The 19218-nt window shown below is 46.0% G+C and carries 12 protein-coding genes and 1 riboswitch; of the genes, 5 read left to right on the forward strand and 7 right to left on the reverse strand.

The genetic code is table 11. The features are described 5' to 3' along the window. Positions 1-2609, reverse strand: a 2609-nt coding sequence (locus tag RIG27_RS08135; protein ID WP_446344083.1) for a filamentous hemagglutinin N-terminal domain-containing protein, incomplete at its 3' end; no start/stop codon positions are given. Positions 2610-3205: 596 nt separating this feature from the next. Between RIG27_RS08135 and RIG27_RS08140 the strand changes: the two genes are divergently transcribed. After that, on the forward strand, positions 3206-3367 hold the full coding sequence (locus RIG27_RS08140) for a ribbon-helix-helix domain-containing protein (RefSeq protein ID WP_006104592.1): 162 nt from the start codon (positions 3206-3208) through the stop codon (positions 3365-3367). A gap of 523 nt (positions 3368-3890) precedes the next feature. Here the strand turns inward: RIG27_RS08140 and RIG27_RS08145 are convergent. Next, a complete protein-coding gene (locus tag RIG27_RS08145) occupies positions 3891-4334 on the reverse strand; it encodes a hypothetical protein (RefSeq protein ID WP_446344085.1) in 444 nt (147 codons plus the stop codon). 258 nt (positions 4335-4592) lie between these two features. Here RIG27_RS08145 and RIG27_RS08150 point away from each other — a divergent pair, with 258 nt between their 5' ends. Then, positions 4593-6554: a caspase family protein gene (locus RIG27_RS08150; RefSeq protein ID WP_446344087.1), complete on the forward strand. Its 1962-nt coding sequence runs from the start codon at positions 4593-4595 to the stop codon at positions 6552-6554. Between the two features lie 96 nt (positions 6555-6650). Here the strand turns inward: RIG27_RS08150 and RIG27_RS08155 are convergent, their stop codons facing one another. Next, on the reverse strand, positions 6651-6887 hold the full coding sequence (locus RIG27_RS08155; RefSeq protein ID WP_446344089.1) for an ATP-binding protein: 237 nt from the start codon (positions 6885-6887) through the stop codon (positions 6651-6653). A gap of 228 nt (positions 6888-7115) precedes the next feature. Between RIG27_RS08155 and RIG27_RS08160 the strand changes: the two genes are divergently transcribed. Both RIG27_RS08160 and RIG27_RS08165 read left to right on the forward strand, forming a co-directional pair. Then, on the forward strand, positions 7116-8663 hold the full coding sequence (locus RIG27_RS08160) for a CHAT domain-containing protein (RefSeq protein ID WP_446344091.1): 1548 nt from the start codon (positions 7116-7118) through the stop codon (positions 8661-8663). A gap of 219 nt (positions 8664-8882) precedes the next feature. Further along, positions 8883-11123, forward strand: coding sequence for a transglycosylase domain-containing protein (locus tag RIG27_RS08165; RefSeq protein ID WP_446344093.1), 2241 nt, complete (start codon positions 8883-8885; stop codon positions 11121-11123). An 82-nt stretch (positions 11124-11205) separates the two neighbouring features. On the opposite strand, the gene RIG27_RS08170 is transcribed toward RIG27_RS08165, so the two are convergent. The 3 genes from RIG27_RS08170 to RIG27_RS08180 form a co-directional block, all read right to left on the reverse strand. Then, positions 11206-11460, reverse strand: a complete 255-nt coding sequence (locus tag RIG27_RS08170; RefSeq protein WP_446344095.1) for a hypothetical protein — start codon at positions 11458-11460, stop codon at positions 11206-11208. A 375-nt stretch (positions 11461-11835) separates the two neighbouring features. After that, on the reverse strand, positions 11836-15759 hold the full coding sequence (locus RIG27_RS08175) for a HEAT repeat domain-containing protein (protein WP_446344097.1): 3924 nt from the start codon (positions 15757-15759) through the stop codon (positions 11836-11838). A gap of 374 nt (positions 15760-16133) precedes the next feature. After that, on the reverse strand, positions 16134-16478 hold the full coding sequence (locus tag RIG27_RS08180; protein ID WP_446344099.1) for a DUF4278 domain-containing protein: 345 nt from the start codon (positions 16476-16478) through the stop codon (positions 16134-16136). A gap of 35 nt (positions 16479-16513) precedes the next feature. Then, positions 16514-16607: riboswitch (Glutamine riboswitch) on the reverse strand. 134 nt (positions 16608-16741) lie between these two features. Here RIG27_RS08180 and smpB point away from each other — a divergent pair. After that, the gene (gene smpB / locus RIG27_RS08185; protein WP_446344101.1) at positions 16742-17209 is read left to right on the forward strand and encodes an SsrA-binding protein SmpB; all 468 of its coding nucleotides are present in this window, start codon (positions 16742-16744) and stop codon (positions 17207-17209) included. Between the two features lie 139 nt (positions 17210-17348). Here smpB and RIG27_RS08190 read toward each other — a convergent pair whose 3' ends face one another. Continuing rightward, on the reverse strand, positions 17349-18977 hold the full coding sequence (locus RIG27_RS08190; protein WP_446344103.1) for a phospholipase D-like domain-containing protein: 1629 nt from the start codon (positions 18975-18977) through the stop codon (positions 17349-17351). Positions 18978-19218 lie beyond the last annotated feature (241 nt).

The following is a 19218-nucleotide window of genomic DNA, read 5'->3' on the forward strand; positions in this document are numbered from 1 at the left end:
TCAGAGATTGGTTCAGTAATCGGTTCCGGTTCAGGATTGGGTTCTACTTCAGAGATTGGTTCAGTAATCGGTTCCGGTTCAGGATTGGGTTCTACTTCAGAGATTGGTTCAGTAATCGGTTCCGGTTCAGGATTGGGTTCGGCTTCAGAGATTGGTTCAGTAATCGGTTCCGGTTCAGGATTGGGTTCGGCTTCAGAGATTGGTTCAGTAATCGGTTCCGGTTCAGGATTGGGTTCTACTTCAGAGATTGGTTCAGTAATCGGTTCCGGTTCAGGATTGGGTTCTACTTCAGAGATTGGTTCAGTAATCGGTTCCGGTTCAGGATTGGGTTCTACTTCAGAGATTGGTTCAGTAATCGGTTCGGCTTCAGGATTGGGTTCTACTTCAAGAATTGGTTCGGCTTCAGTAATCGGTTCCGGTTCAGGAATTGGTTGAGGAATCCGTTCATAAATCAGTGCAGGAATCCGTTCATAAATCCGTTGGGGATTGGGTGGCGGTTGGGGATTGGGTGGCGGTTGGGGATTGGGTTGTGGTTGGGGATTGGGTTGTGGTTGGGGATTGGGTGGCGGTTGGGGATTGGGTTGTGGTTGGGGATTGGGTGGCGGTTGGGGATTGGGTGGCGGTTGGGGATTGGGTTGGTTAGGTGTGATCTGAACCTGACCCATATCGCCTGGTGGGAGAGCATCTTGGTTGATATTGCCTGGTGTAATCGAACCCCCTGCTGTCAAGGTTACGTCGCCTGAATTACCTTGTCCTTGTTCACTGGCATCTATACCATTAATGCTAATATTACCTCCGGCTGTTACTGTTACAGAACCCGCATTCCCCTGTCCTTTATCACTGGTGTTGATAGTGTCAGTCGTAATATTTCCTTGAGCCAACAGATTTACAAAACCAGAATTGTCTCCACTACCCATACTTGTAGTCGCCGTTATAGTGTCTGTAATAATGTCACCCGTGGCAAACAATATTACAGGGCCTGCATCAGCTTGGTTAAGTACAGAAACTTCATCGGAAGTGTTAATATTTCCTACATTGATACTTCCTGGTGGCAGCGATAACGGCGATCCTGGTGTTTGAAAATTGGTTGATCCTTCAGTTGCAGGAACGTTAGTAGAAGTTACCGCATCCAACCCAGCTCGCAAAATCAGGGTTGGTTGACTGGTCAAAAGCTGCAAATCTGAATTAGAAATTCCTGCATTAGCATCAAGAGAATCATCGGGTCTAGTAATCGTAATATTGCCCCCCTGGATACTACCTGTCGCCTCTACCAAAAGGGCTGCACCTGTGTAATCACCAAATTCAACATCACCATCAACCCGAATAATTGGGTCATAAAGGCTAACAAAATTACCTGGCTCTCCCGATAAATTAAGAATCGAGAAATTGCCCCCACTAGTAAAGTGAGCATCGCCAGAAATATTGCCATCACTGACTAAACTGAGATTTCCACCACTTTGAAACGGTGTTTGTGGATGATTTAGCGCCAAGATATCAATACTCTGATTCCCCTGAATGTAGAGATGTCCTCCAGCTTGGGCAAGAAACGGATTAACTAGACTATCCCGCACCCGTACTGTATCCTTTGCCAGCAGATTTAAGTCTCCCGTGGTTTGTAACTGACTTTCCACTAACGTCAGATTATGCTGAGCTGATAGTGTAGCCATCTGGGAATTCACATTACGCGCCACGATATCCCCATTTTCTACAGCGATACCTGACCCAACTAACTTAACTTCTCCACCGCTACTCACCTCAACACCCGCTACTTGTCCACTCCCGGTTAATAATTGAGGCAAATTCAGGGGAGTTAATGGGATTGACGCAGAGGGTTGAACCTCTAAACTCAGCATATATCCAGCTTGGCTAATCCGCACCATACTCTCACCAGGGACAGTGGTCACACTAATGTCTCCCTCTGGTGCAGTTAAGCTACCCGTACTGACAACCGTACCCCCAATTAAGCTTAAATCTTGTCCAGATTCTACCGCCAAATCACCTGCATTCACAATTGATCCGGGGTTGGCGGTGTTAAATGTAAAAGCATTGGGTTGACCGATCAATGTGGCATAATTATTTGCCCCTTGTGCATTAAACCAATTGTCCCCAAAACCAATCCCCGTAGCGGTTGTAGCGGTAAAGGATGCGGGAATGTTAAGTTGAGCATTGTCACCAAAGACAATACCCGCAGGATTCATTAAAAATAGATTAGAATTTCCCCCCGTCACTTGCAGCAACCCGTTAATGACGGAAGGGTCACCACCTGTCACACGGGACAGAATGTTTTTAATAGTAGGATCAGAAATAAAATTAGCCGTTTGATTCGCGTCTAAACCAAACTCACTGAAGCTATGAAAACGATTCACCCCATCCCCAGAAGTTTGTCCCCCGGTAATGTCAAACTGATCACCATTGGATGTGACAATAGTACCTGTCCCATCTGGGGCTTCAACAACCGATTGAGCCAGCCCCTGCGTTGGTAAGCCCGCCAGGAGTAACGTCAACAGTAGATAGTGGGTTCGTTTACTTTTTTTCTTGGTCATGGTGAATAGATTGGCAACCACCAACCAGCAATTGGTCAATACTGTTGTGTTCATCTTGTATGTCATTGGTTGTTGCCTATTGTCGGGTCAGGACTACTCAGAATAAATGACGATTTATCGACTCTTTAGTTTCCTATTTTTTAGGCGATTAATATAGTAGATTTGATTCGATTTTATGCTTCATTGAAACTTAACAAAATGCAGGTTTTGTAAAGCTAACGCTTTAGGATTAGAGTGCGATATCATTTTTTTAGTCCCCTTAAAAATATTATAAATAATTGTAAGCCTTATGGAACATTTAAGGTATACCCATTTGGGTTAATTTCTCCTGTGGAGATTTGGACAATTTGGCAGCATGTCAGGCTATAGCCCTCTCCCCCAGCTCCTCTCCATCTCCTTAAAATCCCCCTCTTCCCTTATAGATCCCCCTGCCGTCCCCCTTTTAAGGGGAAGACCCGGAGACCAGCGGATGCTTCGCTTTTTGTTGCACGGGGATGAGAGAGGGAAACGCTCTCCGGAGGGTGAGTCCAAAGTCCAAACGCTGACCAATCTGGCTTATCAGCGTAAAGTGTGTTATTTTAGCGTATAACGAATTTAGATTGAGCAATAAACAGTGAAAAATTATATACTGGAATATGTTGAAGCATTAAAATTTAGGGCTGATGAAACTAAAAGGGCGGGTCACTGCTTATCTACCGGAAGAAATCCAGAGAGCCTTGGAACAGTGGGCAGAGGAGGAAAGTCGGTCACTGAGTAGCCTAGCGACTTACTTGTTAACTCAGGCTGTCAAAGAGCGTCAACAACAACAAAACCAGTCTAATTAGTGCAGCTTGTTAGTGCAGCTTGGCAACAATATGCCGACCATTGGCAAAATCGACAGGAATGTCTTGAGGTTAAACTGATCAGGTCAGTGTGAGGTGGACAAGTTCAACCAACGATAGGTTTTTGCAGGCGTGCTTTGACCAGTCGGAAATTTGCCCATCCTACATAAATTTGGCTTGTTAAACACTTTAACTAATCCGGCAAGAAGTCTCCCGCCATAATCTATGATTTGGCGCGGGAGAAGGTGAATCTTAAGCTAAGATATTGCACCTTATCCTATCCGGTTGAATAACTTACACTTTGGTGGAGCTTTCTGCCTTTTGCGATAAGAGCGTCTGATAAGCGGCTGTGTTATTTATCAGCCAATTGACGTAAAAGATTAAGAAGTTTTGCTGAGGCGGGAACCCATCCTCGGAAGACACAATTGCATATAGGGACAAATCAGAACCTGAATGGTTTAAGGGCTTGGGCAATTTGAGGAACTAGCACGCTACCTCAAATATTATGCACAAGCCCTCTCTCTATTTACTGATTAGCCTCAGACTCGGCGGGCGGGTTAGACCCTGATGGCTGGCTAAAGTCTAGCAGGGATTGAGTCCCCGGAAAATAAGTTGCCCAAAATGAAACAATAGGACGTCGTTTCCAGTTTGGACGACTCACTTCTAGCAACATAATGGGCGCGATCGCGTTATTATGTTCTCCGATAATCGTCACGGCGACATCAGTGACCAAAATATCACCATCGAAACTGCGTTGTGCGGCGGCTCTAGCAATGGCTTCGGCGCGGCGGAGAAAATTAGCGTAACTTTCATCGGGTTGACTGCTGAGAGCAACTTCGACTCGCGCTGTGTAAGCTTGAGCTATCTCAGGTGCGATCGCGGCTGTGATTAGCCAACTGATACTGGTACAACCGACCAACACCCATAAACCGAGCGGCGCAATTTGTTTTCGGGCAATTGACTGGATCATTGGGGTAGACGACGGGTTATGAAACAGAGATTTTAACAGCAGACGTTGTCTCAGATAACCCCTGAAGGGCAGATTGTTGATGATTCTTCAAATCTCCCCATTGGAGACAGACGATTTCAGGGTTATCCTGACGGACAGGTAGTGGAGACTATAAAATGATTTTGTCTTTAATGTCTTGATCAAGACTGAACCGTTAGTCCGACAAGACGATGGCAACACTGACCAAGTTCCAGCCGCCAACGTCGAAACCCAAAACCCATGGCAAATTACGCTTGCGTTGCAATTGGCATTAATCGCTATCAGTTTTTACCGCCCTTGAACTACGGACAGGCGGATGCTCAAGCCTTGTGGCAGTTTCTGGTGCAGCAAGGGAATGGGTCATCCGAGGATTATTTAGTATTAACCGATCATTCACCTCTAATTGATCGTCAATCCACCTATCCCAATCGGGACAATATTTGGCGCTGGCTGGACGCGACTCGCCAACCCTCCCCAACGAATGGCAAAACGTCCCCATCAAAGTCTTGGCGGTGGTTCTTTTTTAGTGGTTATGGTGTTTGTTGGCAACAAGCAGATTACCTGATGCCCATAGATGGGAATCCCCAGGATATTCCCCGTACCGGGATACCGATGCGATCGCTCCTTAGTTCTCTCCAGCCTCAAGGGGATGAAAATCTGCTGGTTTTGCTGGATATTAACCGATCGCCAGGACTGCAAGCCGGGGAACCTGTGGGTGCAGAAACCCTGGAATTAGCCCGTCAGATGGGAATTACGCTGATCATGTCCAGTCAGCTAGGGCAATTTTCCCATGAAGCGACGGCGTTGCGGAATGGTTTGTTTAGCGCTGCTTTACTGGAAGCCCTGCGCTATTATCAAACCGATCTAACTTTGACAAACTTGGAGCAGTATTTACGCGATCGCTTACCGGAGTTAAGTCAACACCACTGGCGACCGATACAGACACCTTTAATTATCATCCCTTCAGAAGCAACCCGACAACAGATCATTTTGCCTATCCCCCTGTCCGCTTCCGTGGAAGCGAAAACGGCGACACCGATTGCTTCAACCGTAACATCAGGGGATCAGACGAATGGCAAGTCAGCCTATTGGGACGCCTCTACAGATAATGGTCATGGCACAACCCCCTCTGTCTCCAAGTATCCTGTTGCTATACCAGACAAACAACCGACGCACTCGTTAATCCCTACAGATGTTGATGATCATGCCGACTCAGTAACCGCTTTAATTCCGACCCCGAGTTTCGCTTCAGAAGACGATAGTCCAAAGGATCAGACATGGAAACAATGGCTGATGCAAGGGGGTGGACTGATACTGGTTTTGGTGCTGATGCTAATCACGCTCAAAATTCTTAACCGTCAAACGGGGACAAGTCCCCAGATTATTCAGCCTGTCACCGAAACCCAACCCACAGCCGATGAAGAGACGGAGGGGTCAGTGACTCAAAGTCCCGTCGCTGATCAGACTAGCCCTGCACCTGAAGCCTCTCGTTCACCGCTTCCACCCTCACCTGGGGAGAATCGGGGTATCACAGCCGCGTCGGCGGGTAAACCCCAGGAACAGCCCCTAGACTCACCCTCACCCTCTGATCCGGAATCCATGGAAGCGAACCAACGGATTTTGGCACAAGCTAAGGGTAGAATCCAACCCAATCAAGCCTCCCTCTTCAGTCAAGCGATCGCCCAAGCCCAGAAAATTGAACCTGGTGAACCCCTGTACGAAGAAGCGCAACAGGATATCCAGCGCTGGAGTCAGGTGATTCTTGACTTAGCCGAAGGGCGGGCGAAACAAGGCAATTTTGCGTCTGCGATCGCGGCGGCAAAATTAGTTCCGTCTACCAATCCCTCGATTTATAATCGGGCGCAGTCGGCGATTAAAACCTGGCAGACTCAAGCTAAACAGCAGCAGCAAAACCAAACAATTATTCAAGCGGCTAAACAGCAACTGCGACGTAATCAAGCCTCGTCTTATAATCGAGCAATTAATACTTTAAGTAAAATTTCCGTGGGTCAACCGGGTTATGCTCAAGCGCAACAGTTAATTAATCAATGGAGTCGCCAGATTTACCTCATCGCCAATTCTCGTGCATGGCGGGGTCAGTTGTCACTGGCGATAAAAACCGCCGCCTTAGTTCCGCCTGATACTCCCTCCTACCCAGCCGCGCAGCAGGCGATCGCTCGATGGCAGAAAGGTCAACGGTAAGGAGCTGGGAAACTCTCCTCCATGTAATTGAGCTAAACGCTGGGCAATTGCTAACCCTAATCCTGACCCTTGTTGTTCATAAAGTTTGCGCTCAAACTACATGTAGGCTCCCAGATTGGCGATTTGCTCCGATGTCATCCCCCGTCTGCGATCGCGAATGGTGAGAATGACCCGATTTTGCTCGACGCGATCGCAGATGCTAACGGTTTTTCCGGGTGGCGAAAATTTAAACGCATTATCAACAAGTTCTTCAATCAATTTTCGCAGATTCGCTTCCGACATATAAATCTTGGTTCCTTGCAGGTTTAACGCTAAATCTGCCTCCCGATTCACCTGTTTGGCCTATCCCTTACTCGCATCTTTCTTAACAATCCTGAAAGCCTTGTTTCACAAGGATTTCAAGTTCGGTTCATTCCACTATGCTTGACAAATAACCAAAAACCATTCTTGATAAAAATCAAGTTTTATTGAGAATTTGCTATGTAGGAATGGGGGTTGGAGAGGGCGAGAGCGATCGCTCTCGCTAATGTTAAGAAAGATGTGAGTAATGCATAGGGGGATGTGAAACTGGGTGAGGGAGTGTTCGGCTTGCGTCGTGCCTTTGCCATCGCCGGAACCAAAACCTTAATCATGAGCCTTTGGTCAGTTCCCGATCGCGCGACTGCCTTGTTAATGAATCGCTTCTTATCCAATCTGCGTCAGGGTATAGGGCGACGTGTGGCATTAAAAGAGGCTCAAAATTCGGTAATATCAAAGACTAGCGATCGCACAACAACTTCTTCATTCATGACCTACTACATCGCGCCCAGCTTCCGGGATAAACTGGCGGTTCACATCACCAAAAACTATCTAGATTTAGAGGGAGTACGGGTTCCTCTGATTCTAGGCATTCATGGACGCAAGGGGGAAGGGAAATCCTTCCAATGCGAGTTAGTCTTTGAACAAATGGGGATTGGTGTGATCCATATCTCTGGCGGTGAACTGGAAAGTCCGGATGCTGGTGATCCGGCGCGTCTGATTCGCCTGCGTTATCGAGAAGCCGCTGAAATGATTAAGGTGCAGGGGAAAATGTGCGCTTTAATGATTAATGACTTAGATGCAGGGGTTGGACGCTTTGACCGCACGACTCAATACACCGTCAATACTCAACTCGTTAGCGCCACATTAATGAATATTGCCGACCATCCCACCGATGTGCAACTCCCTGGGAGTTATGACGCCAATCCCCTGCATCGCGTCCCGATTATCGTAACTGGGAACGACTTCTCCACCCTCTACGCCCCTTTAATTCGAGAGGGTCGTATGGAAAAATATTACTGGGAACCGAATCGAGAGGAACGCATTGGTATTGTGGGCGGGATTTTCGCCGCCGATGGACTATCACGACGGGATCTAGAACAACTCGTGGATCAGTTCCCCAATCAAGCCATTGACTTTTTCAGCGCCTTGCGATCGCGGATTTATGATCAGCAGATTCTCCACTTCATCCATGATGTCGGATTGGACAAAATTTCCTTTCGCGTCGTTCGCAGTACCGAAGCGCCTCCGGAATTTGAAAAGCCGAATTTTAAACTCTCTCACTTAATCGAATTCGGTCAGGTGATGATTGGCGAACAAAAACAAGTTGAGGAGATGGGACTGGTTCGAGAATATAATAAAGCCCTGCGCGAAAGTCCTACCCTTGAGTTACCTCCAGCACGGCAAATACCAGGTCACAATAACACCCAAACACTGAGACAGGGAAACCGTTTGGCAGAAGAACCCCGCACCCTTGATCTTGGATCAGCCAATCAAGCCACTACTGAGACTAGAGTCAACCTCAAGACACCTCAGCACCCCACCCCCTCCTTAGATTTAGATATCCAGCAGCAGATCCGCGAACTCTTAGCCCAAGGCTATCGTCTCAGTTTAGAATATGCCAATGAGCGGCGTTTTCGCACCAATGCCTGGAAAAGTGATGGCACATTTCAAGGAAATGAAGCATCAGACGTGATCCTGACCTTAGCCGAACGCCTTGCGGAGCATCATAACGAATACGTGCGATTAATTGGCATTGACCCCAAAGCCAAGCGGCGAATTCTGGAAAAGGTTATTCAGCGACCAAGTTAGGATTTGTCATTCGTCATTCGTCTTATGTCAAGGCAACGGATAGGTTCACCTCTCCCGAACAACGCGATGAACCATGAACAATGAACCATGAATACTCGCACCAGGAACCCGACACCCGATCATCTAAGTCGGTTAGTGGAAATCAACCCAACACCCAACACGTTCTGTAAATAGTCCTCAACCCCTTACGAAGGATCAAGGACAAATGACAAAGGATATATGAATTCTCCCAAACCTCCCCAACCGCCGAAAACCATTCTAGGTCAGTTGACTCAGGCAGTGCAAACGATCCAAGCCAGAGTTAACTTTGAAGCCCTGGCGCTGAAGCCGAATGCCAAAGTTCCAGAACTGTGGGTGCAAGACGCGGGTGCGGATAAAGCGGAAGTCTACCCCCTATTAGGCGATCGCTATTTGCTGGGACGCAGTTCTAAATCCTGCGATATTGTGGTGCGAAACCCAGTGGTGAGTCAGGTTCATTTGTCCTTGGAACGCTATGGGCGATCGGGTAGAATGTTTATTATTAAAGATGAAAATTCCACCAATGGGATTTATCGAGGTAAACGCCGCTTGCCATCTTTAGCCTTGCGCCATGGGGATATTCTCACCATTGGTCCACCGGAATTAGCCGCCTCGGTAAAGCTGCAATATGTCGATCCGCCGCCTTGGTATATTCTCGGTATTCGTTACAGCCTCTATGGGGTGGGTGGATTAACGGCGTTAATTGCTTTAATTATTGGCATTGAATGGTTAAAAATCCCGGTGCGCCCCCTACCCACTGGAGTTCAGGGTCCCGTTGTTGTCTATTCTCGTGACCAGGTTCCCTTGCGTCAACCGCGTACTGAGGTTCACCGAGAACTAAAACGGTTATCGGATTTTTCTCCCTATTTACCTAAAGCCTTAGTTGCTTCAGAAGATAGTCGCTATTATTGGCATTTTGGTGTCGATCCTTATGGAATTTTGCGGGCATTAGTCCGGAATATTCGCGGGGGTGGAATTAAAGAAGGGGCGAGTACGATTAGTCAACAGGTGGCTCGTAGTTTGTTTACCGAATATGTCGGGCGAGATAATAGTGCCGCCCGGAAACTCCGGGAAGCAATTGTGGCACTGAAACTGGAGACATTTTACAGTAAGGATGAGATTTTAAGGACATATTTAAACCGCATCTATCTAGGGGTAGAAGCGTATGGGTTTGAAGATGCTGCCCAATTTTATTTCGATAAATCGGCACAGGAGTTAACCCTGTCTGAAGCCGCTACTCTGGTGGCGATTTTGCCAGCACCGAATAGTTATAATCCAGTTCAGGATTATGATACCGCGTTGGGGTTGCGAAATCGGGTAATTAGCCGGATGCGGGCGATGGGGATGATTAGTGACGAGGAAGCACAACGAGCCAGGCGATCGCGCATTGAGGTAAGCCCTCAAGCCCGTGAATTCCTGAATAGCACCAAAGCTCCCTATTTCTATAATTATGTGTTTGAGGAACTGCGGGATTTACTGGGTGCGGAGTTGGCGCAAGAAGGAAACTTTATTGTCGAAACCAGTCTCGATTTGCAGACTCAGGCAAAGGCAGAATCAGCACTGCGTAATTTTGTCAATACCACGGGAACCCAATTACGCTTTTCTCAAGGGGCAATGGTTACCCTAAATACGACAGATAGCTCAATCCGGGCGATGGTGGGGGGTATGGATTACCAAGCAAGTCAGTTTAATCGGGCAACTCAAGCCCAACGACAACCCGGTTCAACGTTTAAACTGTTTGATTACGCCGCCGCCTTAGATCAAAGAATTCCACCGGGAAAAACCTACTCCTGCGCCCCAGCATTTGGTTTGCGCGGGTGCGAACGTTCCGGGGGTACAGTTAATATGTACACGGGTTTGGTGCAATCAGAGAATGTGATTGCGGTGCGGGTAGCGACAGATGCGGGATTAAATAACGTGGTAGAAACGGCGCGACGATTAGGGATTCGCTCAAAGCTTGATCCGGTTCCCCGGTTGGCAATTGGACAAAGTGAAGTGAATGTGTTAGAGATAACTGGATCGTATAGCGCGATCGCGAATAATGGGGTGTGGAATCGTCCCCATGGAATTAGACGGATTCTCGATAGTGGGGATTGTGTCGATAACAATGACCCCCAAACCTGTCGGGTGATCTATGACTTTGCCGAAAATGGGGAAGGGGGGGTTCAAGCTGTAGCCCCTGCAGTTGCTCAAACCATGACCACGATGTTGCGGGGGGTGGTGCAAAATGGCACAGGCGGTTCAGCCGCGATCGGATTAGGAGAAGCGGGGAAAACCGGAACCACGGATCGGTATGTGGATTTATGGTTTATTGGCTTTATACCCAGTCGTCAGATAGTCACCGGGATTTGGTTAGGCAATGACGACAACTCACCCACGCGAGGAAGTAGTGCCCAAGCCGCACAATTGTGGGGTCGGTATATGCGGGATGTTGTACAGTAGTTGTTCGTAGTAGGCACTTTAGTGCCTTAAAAGGCTTGATTGCTAAGCCTTTGGTTACAACCCAAGGAACCAAAAGCTCAAGTCAGCTCAAGCTGACTGAATATAGATTTTGCGCTTTAGCTAATCTCATAATATGCTCTAGGACTAGGTATTTATCTAGTTCTGTTTTCTCCTCTTGTGTCAACCCTTCAGTTTTGCTTTGGTAAATTAAATCAGCTAAACGTTCTTTTGCTGCTTCTGACAGTTGAAAATCAATAACACGTTTGGGTGTGGTTCCAGCGGCGATAAAATCAATGATTTCGTCGTAAACTTTGCTGGTTTGTACAGATGTCGTCATGAGTGTTTTTATCCTAATCGCATTAACCCGTTTGTAGTTATCCTGTAGGGGCGACCCGCTTGCACAAATCGACAATTTTGTCCACTCAATCGACTCGGGTCGCCCTTTAATCAATGTAGGGGGCGTCCCACCCTGTAGAGACGTTGCATGCAACGTCTCTACAGGGTTTTATTCTGTTGGGTAACGCTGTCGCTCAACCCAACCTACTGGAGGAGGATACAACTTTTAGTCCATTTTAATGGACTTGAGCTATGAGCCAAGAATTTGAATTATTGGCGGATGCTGGGGCTGACAGAAAATGGTGCAATATCTGAATTTTAACAGATTGACGATTAAATTTTGTAAATTGATTTTACCGCTAATCTTAAATCGTATTTAGCTCCTTTGATTCTCTAATTGTGCCAATTTTTTCTGGGCAAACTCCCTAACTTTCTCATCCGGGTCATTTTTAGCTCTGTCGCGCAGCAAGGGTAGAGTCTGGGGATGGTTAGGATATTGTTTGATAATGATTTCAATTGCTAATTGCCGAGGATTTATTTGCCTGTCTTCCTCGCGCACAAAGGGATAATTGAGGGCGCGATCGCGTAATAATTCAAATAGCCATGGCTCATCCTTCCAGCCTTTGGCTAATTCTTGCACCGCTGCACGTCGCACATCCTCATCGTCATCAGATTGGGCTTTTTGTTTGAGAATAGTTAGGGTAGTCGGCTCATTTTTCCAACCCTTAACTAATTCTTTCATCGCTGTATATCGCACATCTGCATCATCATCCTGAACTTTTTCTTTGAGAATATGTAAAGTATCCGGGTCATCTTTCCAGCCTTGGGCTAATTCTTCCACTGCTGTATATCGCACATCTGGATAATTACCAGATTGTGCTTTTTGCTTGAGCCAAAGTAAGGTATCTGGAGCATCTTGCCAGCCTTGGGCTAATTCTTGTACTGCTGCGATTCGCACATATTCATGGTCATCATCTTGAGCCTTTTGTTTTAGCAGAGGCAAGGTATCTGGCTCCTCTTTCCAATCTCTGGCTAATGCTTGCACTGCTTCTTGCCGCACATTCCAATCTTTATCAGATTGGGCTTTGTGTTGAATAATAAGCAATGTGTCTGGGTCGTTTTTCCAGCCTTTAGCTAAAGCTTGCACGGCGGCACGTCGCACATCCGGATGTTCATCATCTTGAGCTTTTTGCTTGATAATAGCCAAGGTCTTCGTGTCATCATTATAGCTTTTGGCTAATGCTTGTAATGCGGCACGTCGCACATCCGGATGTTCATCATCTTGAGCTTTTTGCTTGATAATATTTAAGGTTAATGGGTCATTTCTCCAGCCTTGGACTAACGCTTGTACGGCTACACGTCGCACATCTGGATGTTCATCATCTTGAGCTTTTTGCTTGATAATATTTAATACAATTGAGTCATCTTGACAACTTCTGGCTAAAGCTTGCACGGCTGCACGTCGCACATCCGGATGTTCATCATCTTGAGCTTTTTGCTTGATAATAGCTAAGGTATTTGCGTCATCATTCCAGCCTTTGGCTAATCCCTTCACTGCTGCGTATCGCACAGTCCAATTGTCATCATGTTTAGCTTTTTCTTGGAGCCAAATTAAACTGTTTGAATTATTATTACACGCTTTGGATAATTCTTCTGCCGCTGTCATTTGCACAAGCAAATGGTAACCATCTTGGACTTTAACTTTGAGAATATTCAATATGTCTGGGGCATCTGACCAGTTTTGGGCTAATCCTTCAACCGCTGTACATCGTACATTATAGTAGCAATCAGATTGGGCTTTATCTTTAAGAATGTTTAAAATATCAGAGTCATTTTTCCAGCCTTTGGCTAATTCTTTCACCGCTGTATATCGCACATCAATATTTTCCTCATTTCGGGCTTTATCTTTAAGAATGTTTAATGTATCAGGGTCATTTTTCCAACCTTTAGCTAATTCTTGCATCGCTGCACGTTGTACAATCTCATCCTCATTATCTTGGGCTTTTTCTTTAAGCCAAGGTAAAGTGTCTGGGTCATATTGCCACGTTTTAGCAATTATTAAAACCGCTTCAGTCCGAATTTTATTAACTATAAAGTACTCATTTTCATCGGGTTCGTAACAGTAATGTAAGTCGTACTGTGTTAACGCCTTAATCTGATTCAGTAATTGAGTCTCCGTTGATACGATAACCGAACGATTCCTCACCTCAGACAGACAATCCGCCGCTAGAAACACATTAATAAACGTTTCCGCTTCCCCCGGCTGATTCCTCAGATAATCCAGAATCTCACCAGCTAACTTTGGCTCAATCATCCCCACAATCAACCGTAACACTTCATGCCAAGACTCATCCTGCCAATGCTTGCCAAAAACCTCAGTTTTCAACTCCTCCAGAGAAAGTGTTCGTTCCTTCTCAAACTGCCAAACATATTCCCAAGCACAAAAATACTCCAAAAATGTCCGATGCACAAAGGCATAATAATCTGCCCCCATGAAACATAAGATAAAATTCCGTTCCCGCAGTTGCTTTATCATCACCCGCGCCACCGCCCTAGGATTATTGATATCTAATGTTTTCAGATATTCTGTTAAAATTACTTCTAACTCATCCGCCGCAATCAGATTACCTGCTAACCCTTTCTCTGCCCCTTGCATCTGATAAGCTACCTGACGCAACATCGCCTGCTTATCTTTATAATCAATCGTTTGAATCTCTAACTGCTGATGTTCCACTAACGCCCGTTCCACATCCCATTGATGCAGCAATACCCGCGACGCTTGGTTGTATAATTCAGGTCTATCTCTGGGTAATTCCTGATTGCGATTTAAAATTGCCATCATTGTCAGCAATAAGGGATTTCCGGCGAGTTCGCGAATCGCTTTTGAAGTATTAATTGCCCGTTGGAGTCGTTCCCACTTCCTCTGTTTATCCACTTGATCCGTAAAGGTTAAATCATGCCAACGGGTAATAAACTCCTGAATCTGATCTGCCTCCAAATCTTGTAACATAAAATGATAAAACTGAGCATCTCGTAACCGCTGCGGTTTATAGCCAATCACGCGAGAGGTAACAATTACCCGCACATCAGGATAGTCATTGGTGAAGCGATGAATATCAGTAATTACATCCTCCCGTTTTCCCGGATCAAATACTTCATCCAAGCCATCAAACATCACCAAAGCATTTCCGGCTTGTAACTGTTCCACCAGTTTACGCTGATTCAGATGACAGACAATCCCACTGCTATCATGGAAGAATTCCAGGAAATTCTTACATTGTCCAACATCGCGATTCCGCATATAGGTGCGTAATTCAATCAGCAGAGGAATCGGCTGGAAACTGGCATCATTGGGGGTAGAATTTGCCCAGTCTAATGCCAAATATTGCAACAAGGTAGATTTGCCTGAACCCGGATCACCTAGAATCACCAGATAACGATAATTATCTTTATCGTTAATAATTTCATTGATGGGGCGGATTGGCTGTTGAGAATAAACCTGTTTATAGTCGGTTAACTCTTCGATGGATATATCTGTATCAAGTTGATTACTCTCTCGCAGTCGCCGTTGATGTTCTTTGGGCAGTTCATAAACTTGGGGTAATACTTGATGAACTTGTCGCACATTTTGCGGGATGAAGAGTTGCCAGAGTTTCAGTTGGTTATAAGCGCAGCCTGTGGTATCTAAACTGGATAGGTTTAAATGACTGTAGCGTTCCCGTAATCCTTCTTGATATTTAGTTATATTAAAATCAGGATTAATTTTGGCATTGTCTCGAACCTGTTGTTCTATGGATTCCTGAATCTCTAATTCTAAAATCGCCTTTAACTCTGGCGAATTCCGGACAATGCGTTTCACTTCTTTGAGATATGGTTTGGCAATCCCATCCCAGTTAAACCCAGTTGGCATATCGGGAGAATAGCGCTGTACCCAAATTATTCTTAATTGATTAGCGTCGATGACTCGGCAATCTTTTTCAAAGGCTTTTCCTAACAGGGGTTTAACGTCATCGTCTTGGATAAACCGCCCAATAGCAACTTGATAGGTGTCTCGAACTTGGGCTTCGGTTAAATATAAGAGTAATTCATCTTCGATGAGTTTCAGGAATTGCTGTAAAGCTTCACCCAGCGCTTTTTTCAGGACATCGGTTTGGGCAGATTGCACCCCAGTATTAATGCAGTCTTTGAAAAAATCTTTTACATAGTCTTCTAACGCTTCATTCCCCAGTTTCAGGAGGATGTCCTTTAAGAGTAAATCCTTTAGGATAGAAACGCCCAGCGCTGTCCAAAGTTCCACCATGATGCTATGCCCACAGGATAATTCATATCCTTAATATTATGGCATTGGCTAATTCACAATTGGATGAGGTATAAGCTGTTCGGCATTTAAACCTTAATGTCAATAATGACGAAATCCTTGTAGTGCGAGCCAGAAAGCTCGCTACTAATACCCAATTTAAATGCATGACAGCTTAGCAGAAGGCAAAAGGCAGAACAACCTACTGGTGTGGCACAGCTAAAAAGTGAGGTAAACTATACCATTAAATCGGGCGCACGTCGGTGCGCCCCTACAAATCTACCAAATACCAAATTAGATGTACCACACCAGTAGAGACGCTGTACACAACGTCTCTACTGGTGTTCTAATTTAGTTGGAATTCAATCAGTGGTTCGTTAATGAGTTGCCAATCCAACTTCTGTTGCTGAACGGTAAAACATCGAAAGCTGACGGTTTTTGAGGACTCGTTGCTGATTGCTCATCCGCGAACGAGCTTTATCTTGACTGGAAACTAAAGTGGGTACTTTTTCTGGTGCAACACCATTATTAGCCACAGTCCCTGGTGTTTGATAACGAACGCCGCGATATTGTAAGTTGACTCGTGGTTGTAACACGGGCGGATTTTTCAAGTTGCGGAATCGCCAGTCCCAACCCCGGTACTTACCACCAGCCTTTGATTCGACAGTTTCTACCTTAGGGGGATTGTAATCGTATTGGATACCGCGATAAGTAAGTTTCATGGTCTTCGCCTCGTAATGTAACTGTAGTGAGATGAGGCGCGTTCCTTCGGGAGTTGCCCCTACTTCCGTCTCCCTAATCATCCTTCACGGCTAATTGCTAACTGACTGATGTCTAGAGAGATGAACGATTCATTTGTTCTGTATCTATTGTTACGGTTTTTCCAGAAATTGTCAACATTTTAACAAAACTTTACCTTTTGAGGGTTTTCTGGGGCGATTGTTTAACACCACAATTTCCAGTATCAGACGCTAAGGTGATTAGTATGAGTGATCAAAGTAAAGGGTTCAAGGTTGTTGCCGATAATCGGCAAGCACGCTTCCGCTATGAGATTTTAGAGACTTACGAAGCGGGCATCGAATTAAAAGGGACAGAAGTTAAGTCCATTCGCGAGAGTCGGGTCAATTTGCGAGATGGGTACGCCCTGGTTCGCAATGGTGAGGCTTGGCTGTTGAACGTACATGTCTCACCGTACCAAAGTACCAGCCTCTACTTCAATCACGACCCAGTTCGCACCCGTAAACTGTTGCTGCACAAGCAGGAAATCAGCAAACTCGTTGGCAAGGTAGAACAACAGGGGTTAACGCTGGTGCCGTTAAAAATGTATTTGAAGCGAGGCTTAGTGAAAGTGAGTCTGGGTTTGTGTAAGGGTAAAAAATTGCACGACAAGCGTGAGACGATTAAGCGGCGTCAGGATCAGCGGGAAATGGCGCGAGTCGTTCAGCGTTATTAAATACCCACCGGTCAAAATTATCTCTCTGCTTCCCCACAAGGGCGGGTTTAGTTAAGTTATCGGACATCGACAGAACGTTATCGGTAAAACCCGCCCCTACAAAAAGGAAAATATTTCATAGCCTGATAATTTGGTAGGATTACCACTTCACTCGCCCATCTAACTGCTGGAGTAGATGAGGTCCGACACCTGAAACCCGGTCAAGGTCAGCTAATGACGTGAATGGCTTTTGCGATCGCGCGGTAATAATTCGCTCAGCCAGTTTGGGTCCGATTCCGGGTAGCGTTTCCAGTTCATCCTGGGTGGCGGTGTTGAGGTTGACTATCCCCCTAAAACTTGGGGCGTTCGGATCATCTGCCTGAGTAATCTGAGGACAGGATTGCTGCTGGTTCTGAATCTTTCTCTGCACCGCCACCGGAACCCCCAGTATGGCATTCGTGTAGAGGCGTTCAAATTCACGTTCAAAATGAGCGGCGACTAGAGGACTATTAATCACCAACAGTGTCTCGTCGTTTTGAGTATTGGCTGATGCTGACCAATTATGAGACCCTGTAATTACCATTTTTCCATCTACCACCCCAAACTTATGATGTAACAGATCGCCGGATGGGAGTTTGGGAACACCGACTGTGGCGATCGGATTTTGCCAAGGGCGATTATGGGGTTCATAGCGACATTGATTACTCAGCGCCACACCTAATAAATCCAGTCCTTCGCTATAGTAGCGATAGGCAAAACTGGGGTCGATTAACGCCTGAACTTGGACGCCCTGTTCATGGGCAGTTTGTAACTGATCTGCCAGTCGCTGTTCGGAAAAGACAAATAACGCCAAGTCAATGGTTTGGGTAGCGCTTTGCAGGATTTGATCAATGAAACCATTACTGCTTTGACTCCAGGGTTGAGTCGGTGACGTAGGCGAAAACCTTACCACCAGAGTGGTATCTCCGAGTGTCACCTGTTGGGCAGGGCGTTGTGACTTTTTGAGACCAAACCGACTGTCGGGTGCGCCACCGGGTCCATCTCCCCACATCTGGTTAAATTCTTCCGTAAAGGAATTGGCTAATTCCACACTCTCAATTTTAAGGAGATTGTTGGCATTACCCCGACTATCCGGTGCTTGAAAGTCGCCATGAATATCACTGGTGGTAAAGTTAGCGGATGTCACTATAACCGTATATCCATCCACAACGACAAACTTATGGTGCATTAAGCCGCTACCTTGAGAGCCATCGGCTGTATCGTCTAGGATAGGAACGCCAGCATTTCGTAAAATAACTAGAGCATCTCGCTGATTAATTTCAGTGGGAGTCAGCTTGCCATCGTTATTACGGTCGATTAACCGTAAACTCTCTTGGGCGCGATCGCGTTCCCGACGCGGAAGATTAGCGATATCTTGAGCTGAGACTTCACTCCAAGGGCGGTTGTAGGTATTTTCGACGATAACCCTGACCCTAACCCCTGCTTGATGTCGTTTGACCAAGGCTTGAGCAATTTGCGGCAAGCGTAACTCTTGGACAGCAACATCGACCGTGGATTGAGCCGTCGCGATCGCTTGGGCAATAATCTGCTCTAAATTATCGCCCGGTCGAGTCACTAAGCGATAAGGTTCCTTGTAGGTTGTCGAGGGGGAATGGTTAAAGTAGACCTGAACAAAGGGATCTTGGGGTAAGGGAGGTGGACGGTGAACTTGAACTGGAGGAGGTTGACAAGCGGACAGAGTTAGTACAATGAGCCAGATGATACCTTGATGCCAGTATGATTGTGTCATTGAATCTCGATTAGATTCATTTATTGCTTTGATTATTTTTTATCATCTACGGTGACACAAACCTAGTAGGCTGTCAATGGAAATTGATCGATTGAGACAAGCCGGAGAAGCGAGGAAAGTATAAGGTACAGGGGACTCTGAGGCATTTGGCTAAAACGGCTGATCGGTGTTTTTCTGATTCAGTTGGAAATAAGGCTCAAGGATTTGTCCCTATTGAACTAACATAAAAATACAATGGACA

This window comes from Coleofasciculus sp. F4-SAH-05 (assembly GCF_040222985.1).
Classification (GTDB): domain Bacteria; phylum Cyanobacteriota; class Cyanobacteriia; order Cyanobacteriales; family Coleofasciculaceae; genus Coleofasciculus; species Coleofasciculus chthonoplastes.

Excerpts from the sequence above, each read along its gene's own strand:
- RIG27_RS08145 (WP_446344085.1), bottom strand. The coding sequence starts at position 4,334 with ATGATCCAGTCAATTGCCCGAAAACAAATTGCGCCGCTCGGTTTATGG.
- RIG27_RS08180 (WP_446344099.1), bottom strand. The coding sequence starts at position 16,478 with ATGAAACTTACTTATCGCGGTATCCAATACGATTACAATCCCCCTAAG.
- RIG27_RS08140 (WP_006104592.1), top strand. The coding sequence starts at position 3,206 with ATGAAACTAAAAGGGCGGGTCACTGCTTATCTACCGGAAGAAATCCAG.
- RIG27_RS08150 (WP_446344087.1), top strand. The coding sequence starts at position 4,593 with ATGGCAAATTACGCTTGCGTTGCAATTGGCATTAATCGCTATCAGTTT.
- RIG27_RS08170 (WP_446344095.1), bottom strand. The coding sequence starts at position 11,460 with ATGACGACATCTGTACAAACCAGCAAAGTTTACGACGAAATCATTGAT.
- RIG27_RS08165 (WP_446344093.1), top strand. The coding sequence starts at position 8,883 with ATGAATTCTCCCAAACCTCCCCAACCGCCGAAAACCATTCTAGGTCAG.
- smpB (WP_446344101.1), top strand. The coding sequence starts at position 16,742 with ATGAGTGATCAAAGTAAAGGGTTCAAGGTTGTTGCCGATAATCGGCAA.
- RIG27_RS08190 (WP_446344103.1), bottom strand. The coding sequence starts at position 18,977 with ATGACACAATCATACTGGCATCAAGGTATCATCTGGCTCATTGTACTA.
- RIG27_RS08175 (WP_446344097.1), bottom strand. The coding sequence starts at position 15,759 with ATGGTGGAACTTTGGACAGCGCTGGGCGTTTCTATCCTAAAGGATTTA.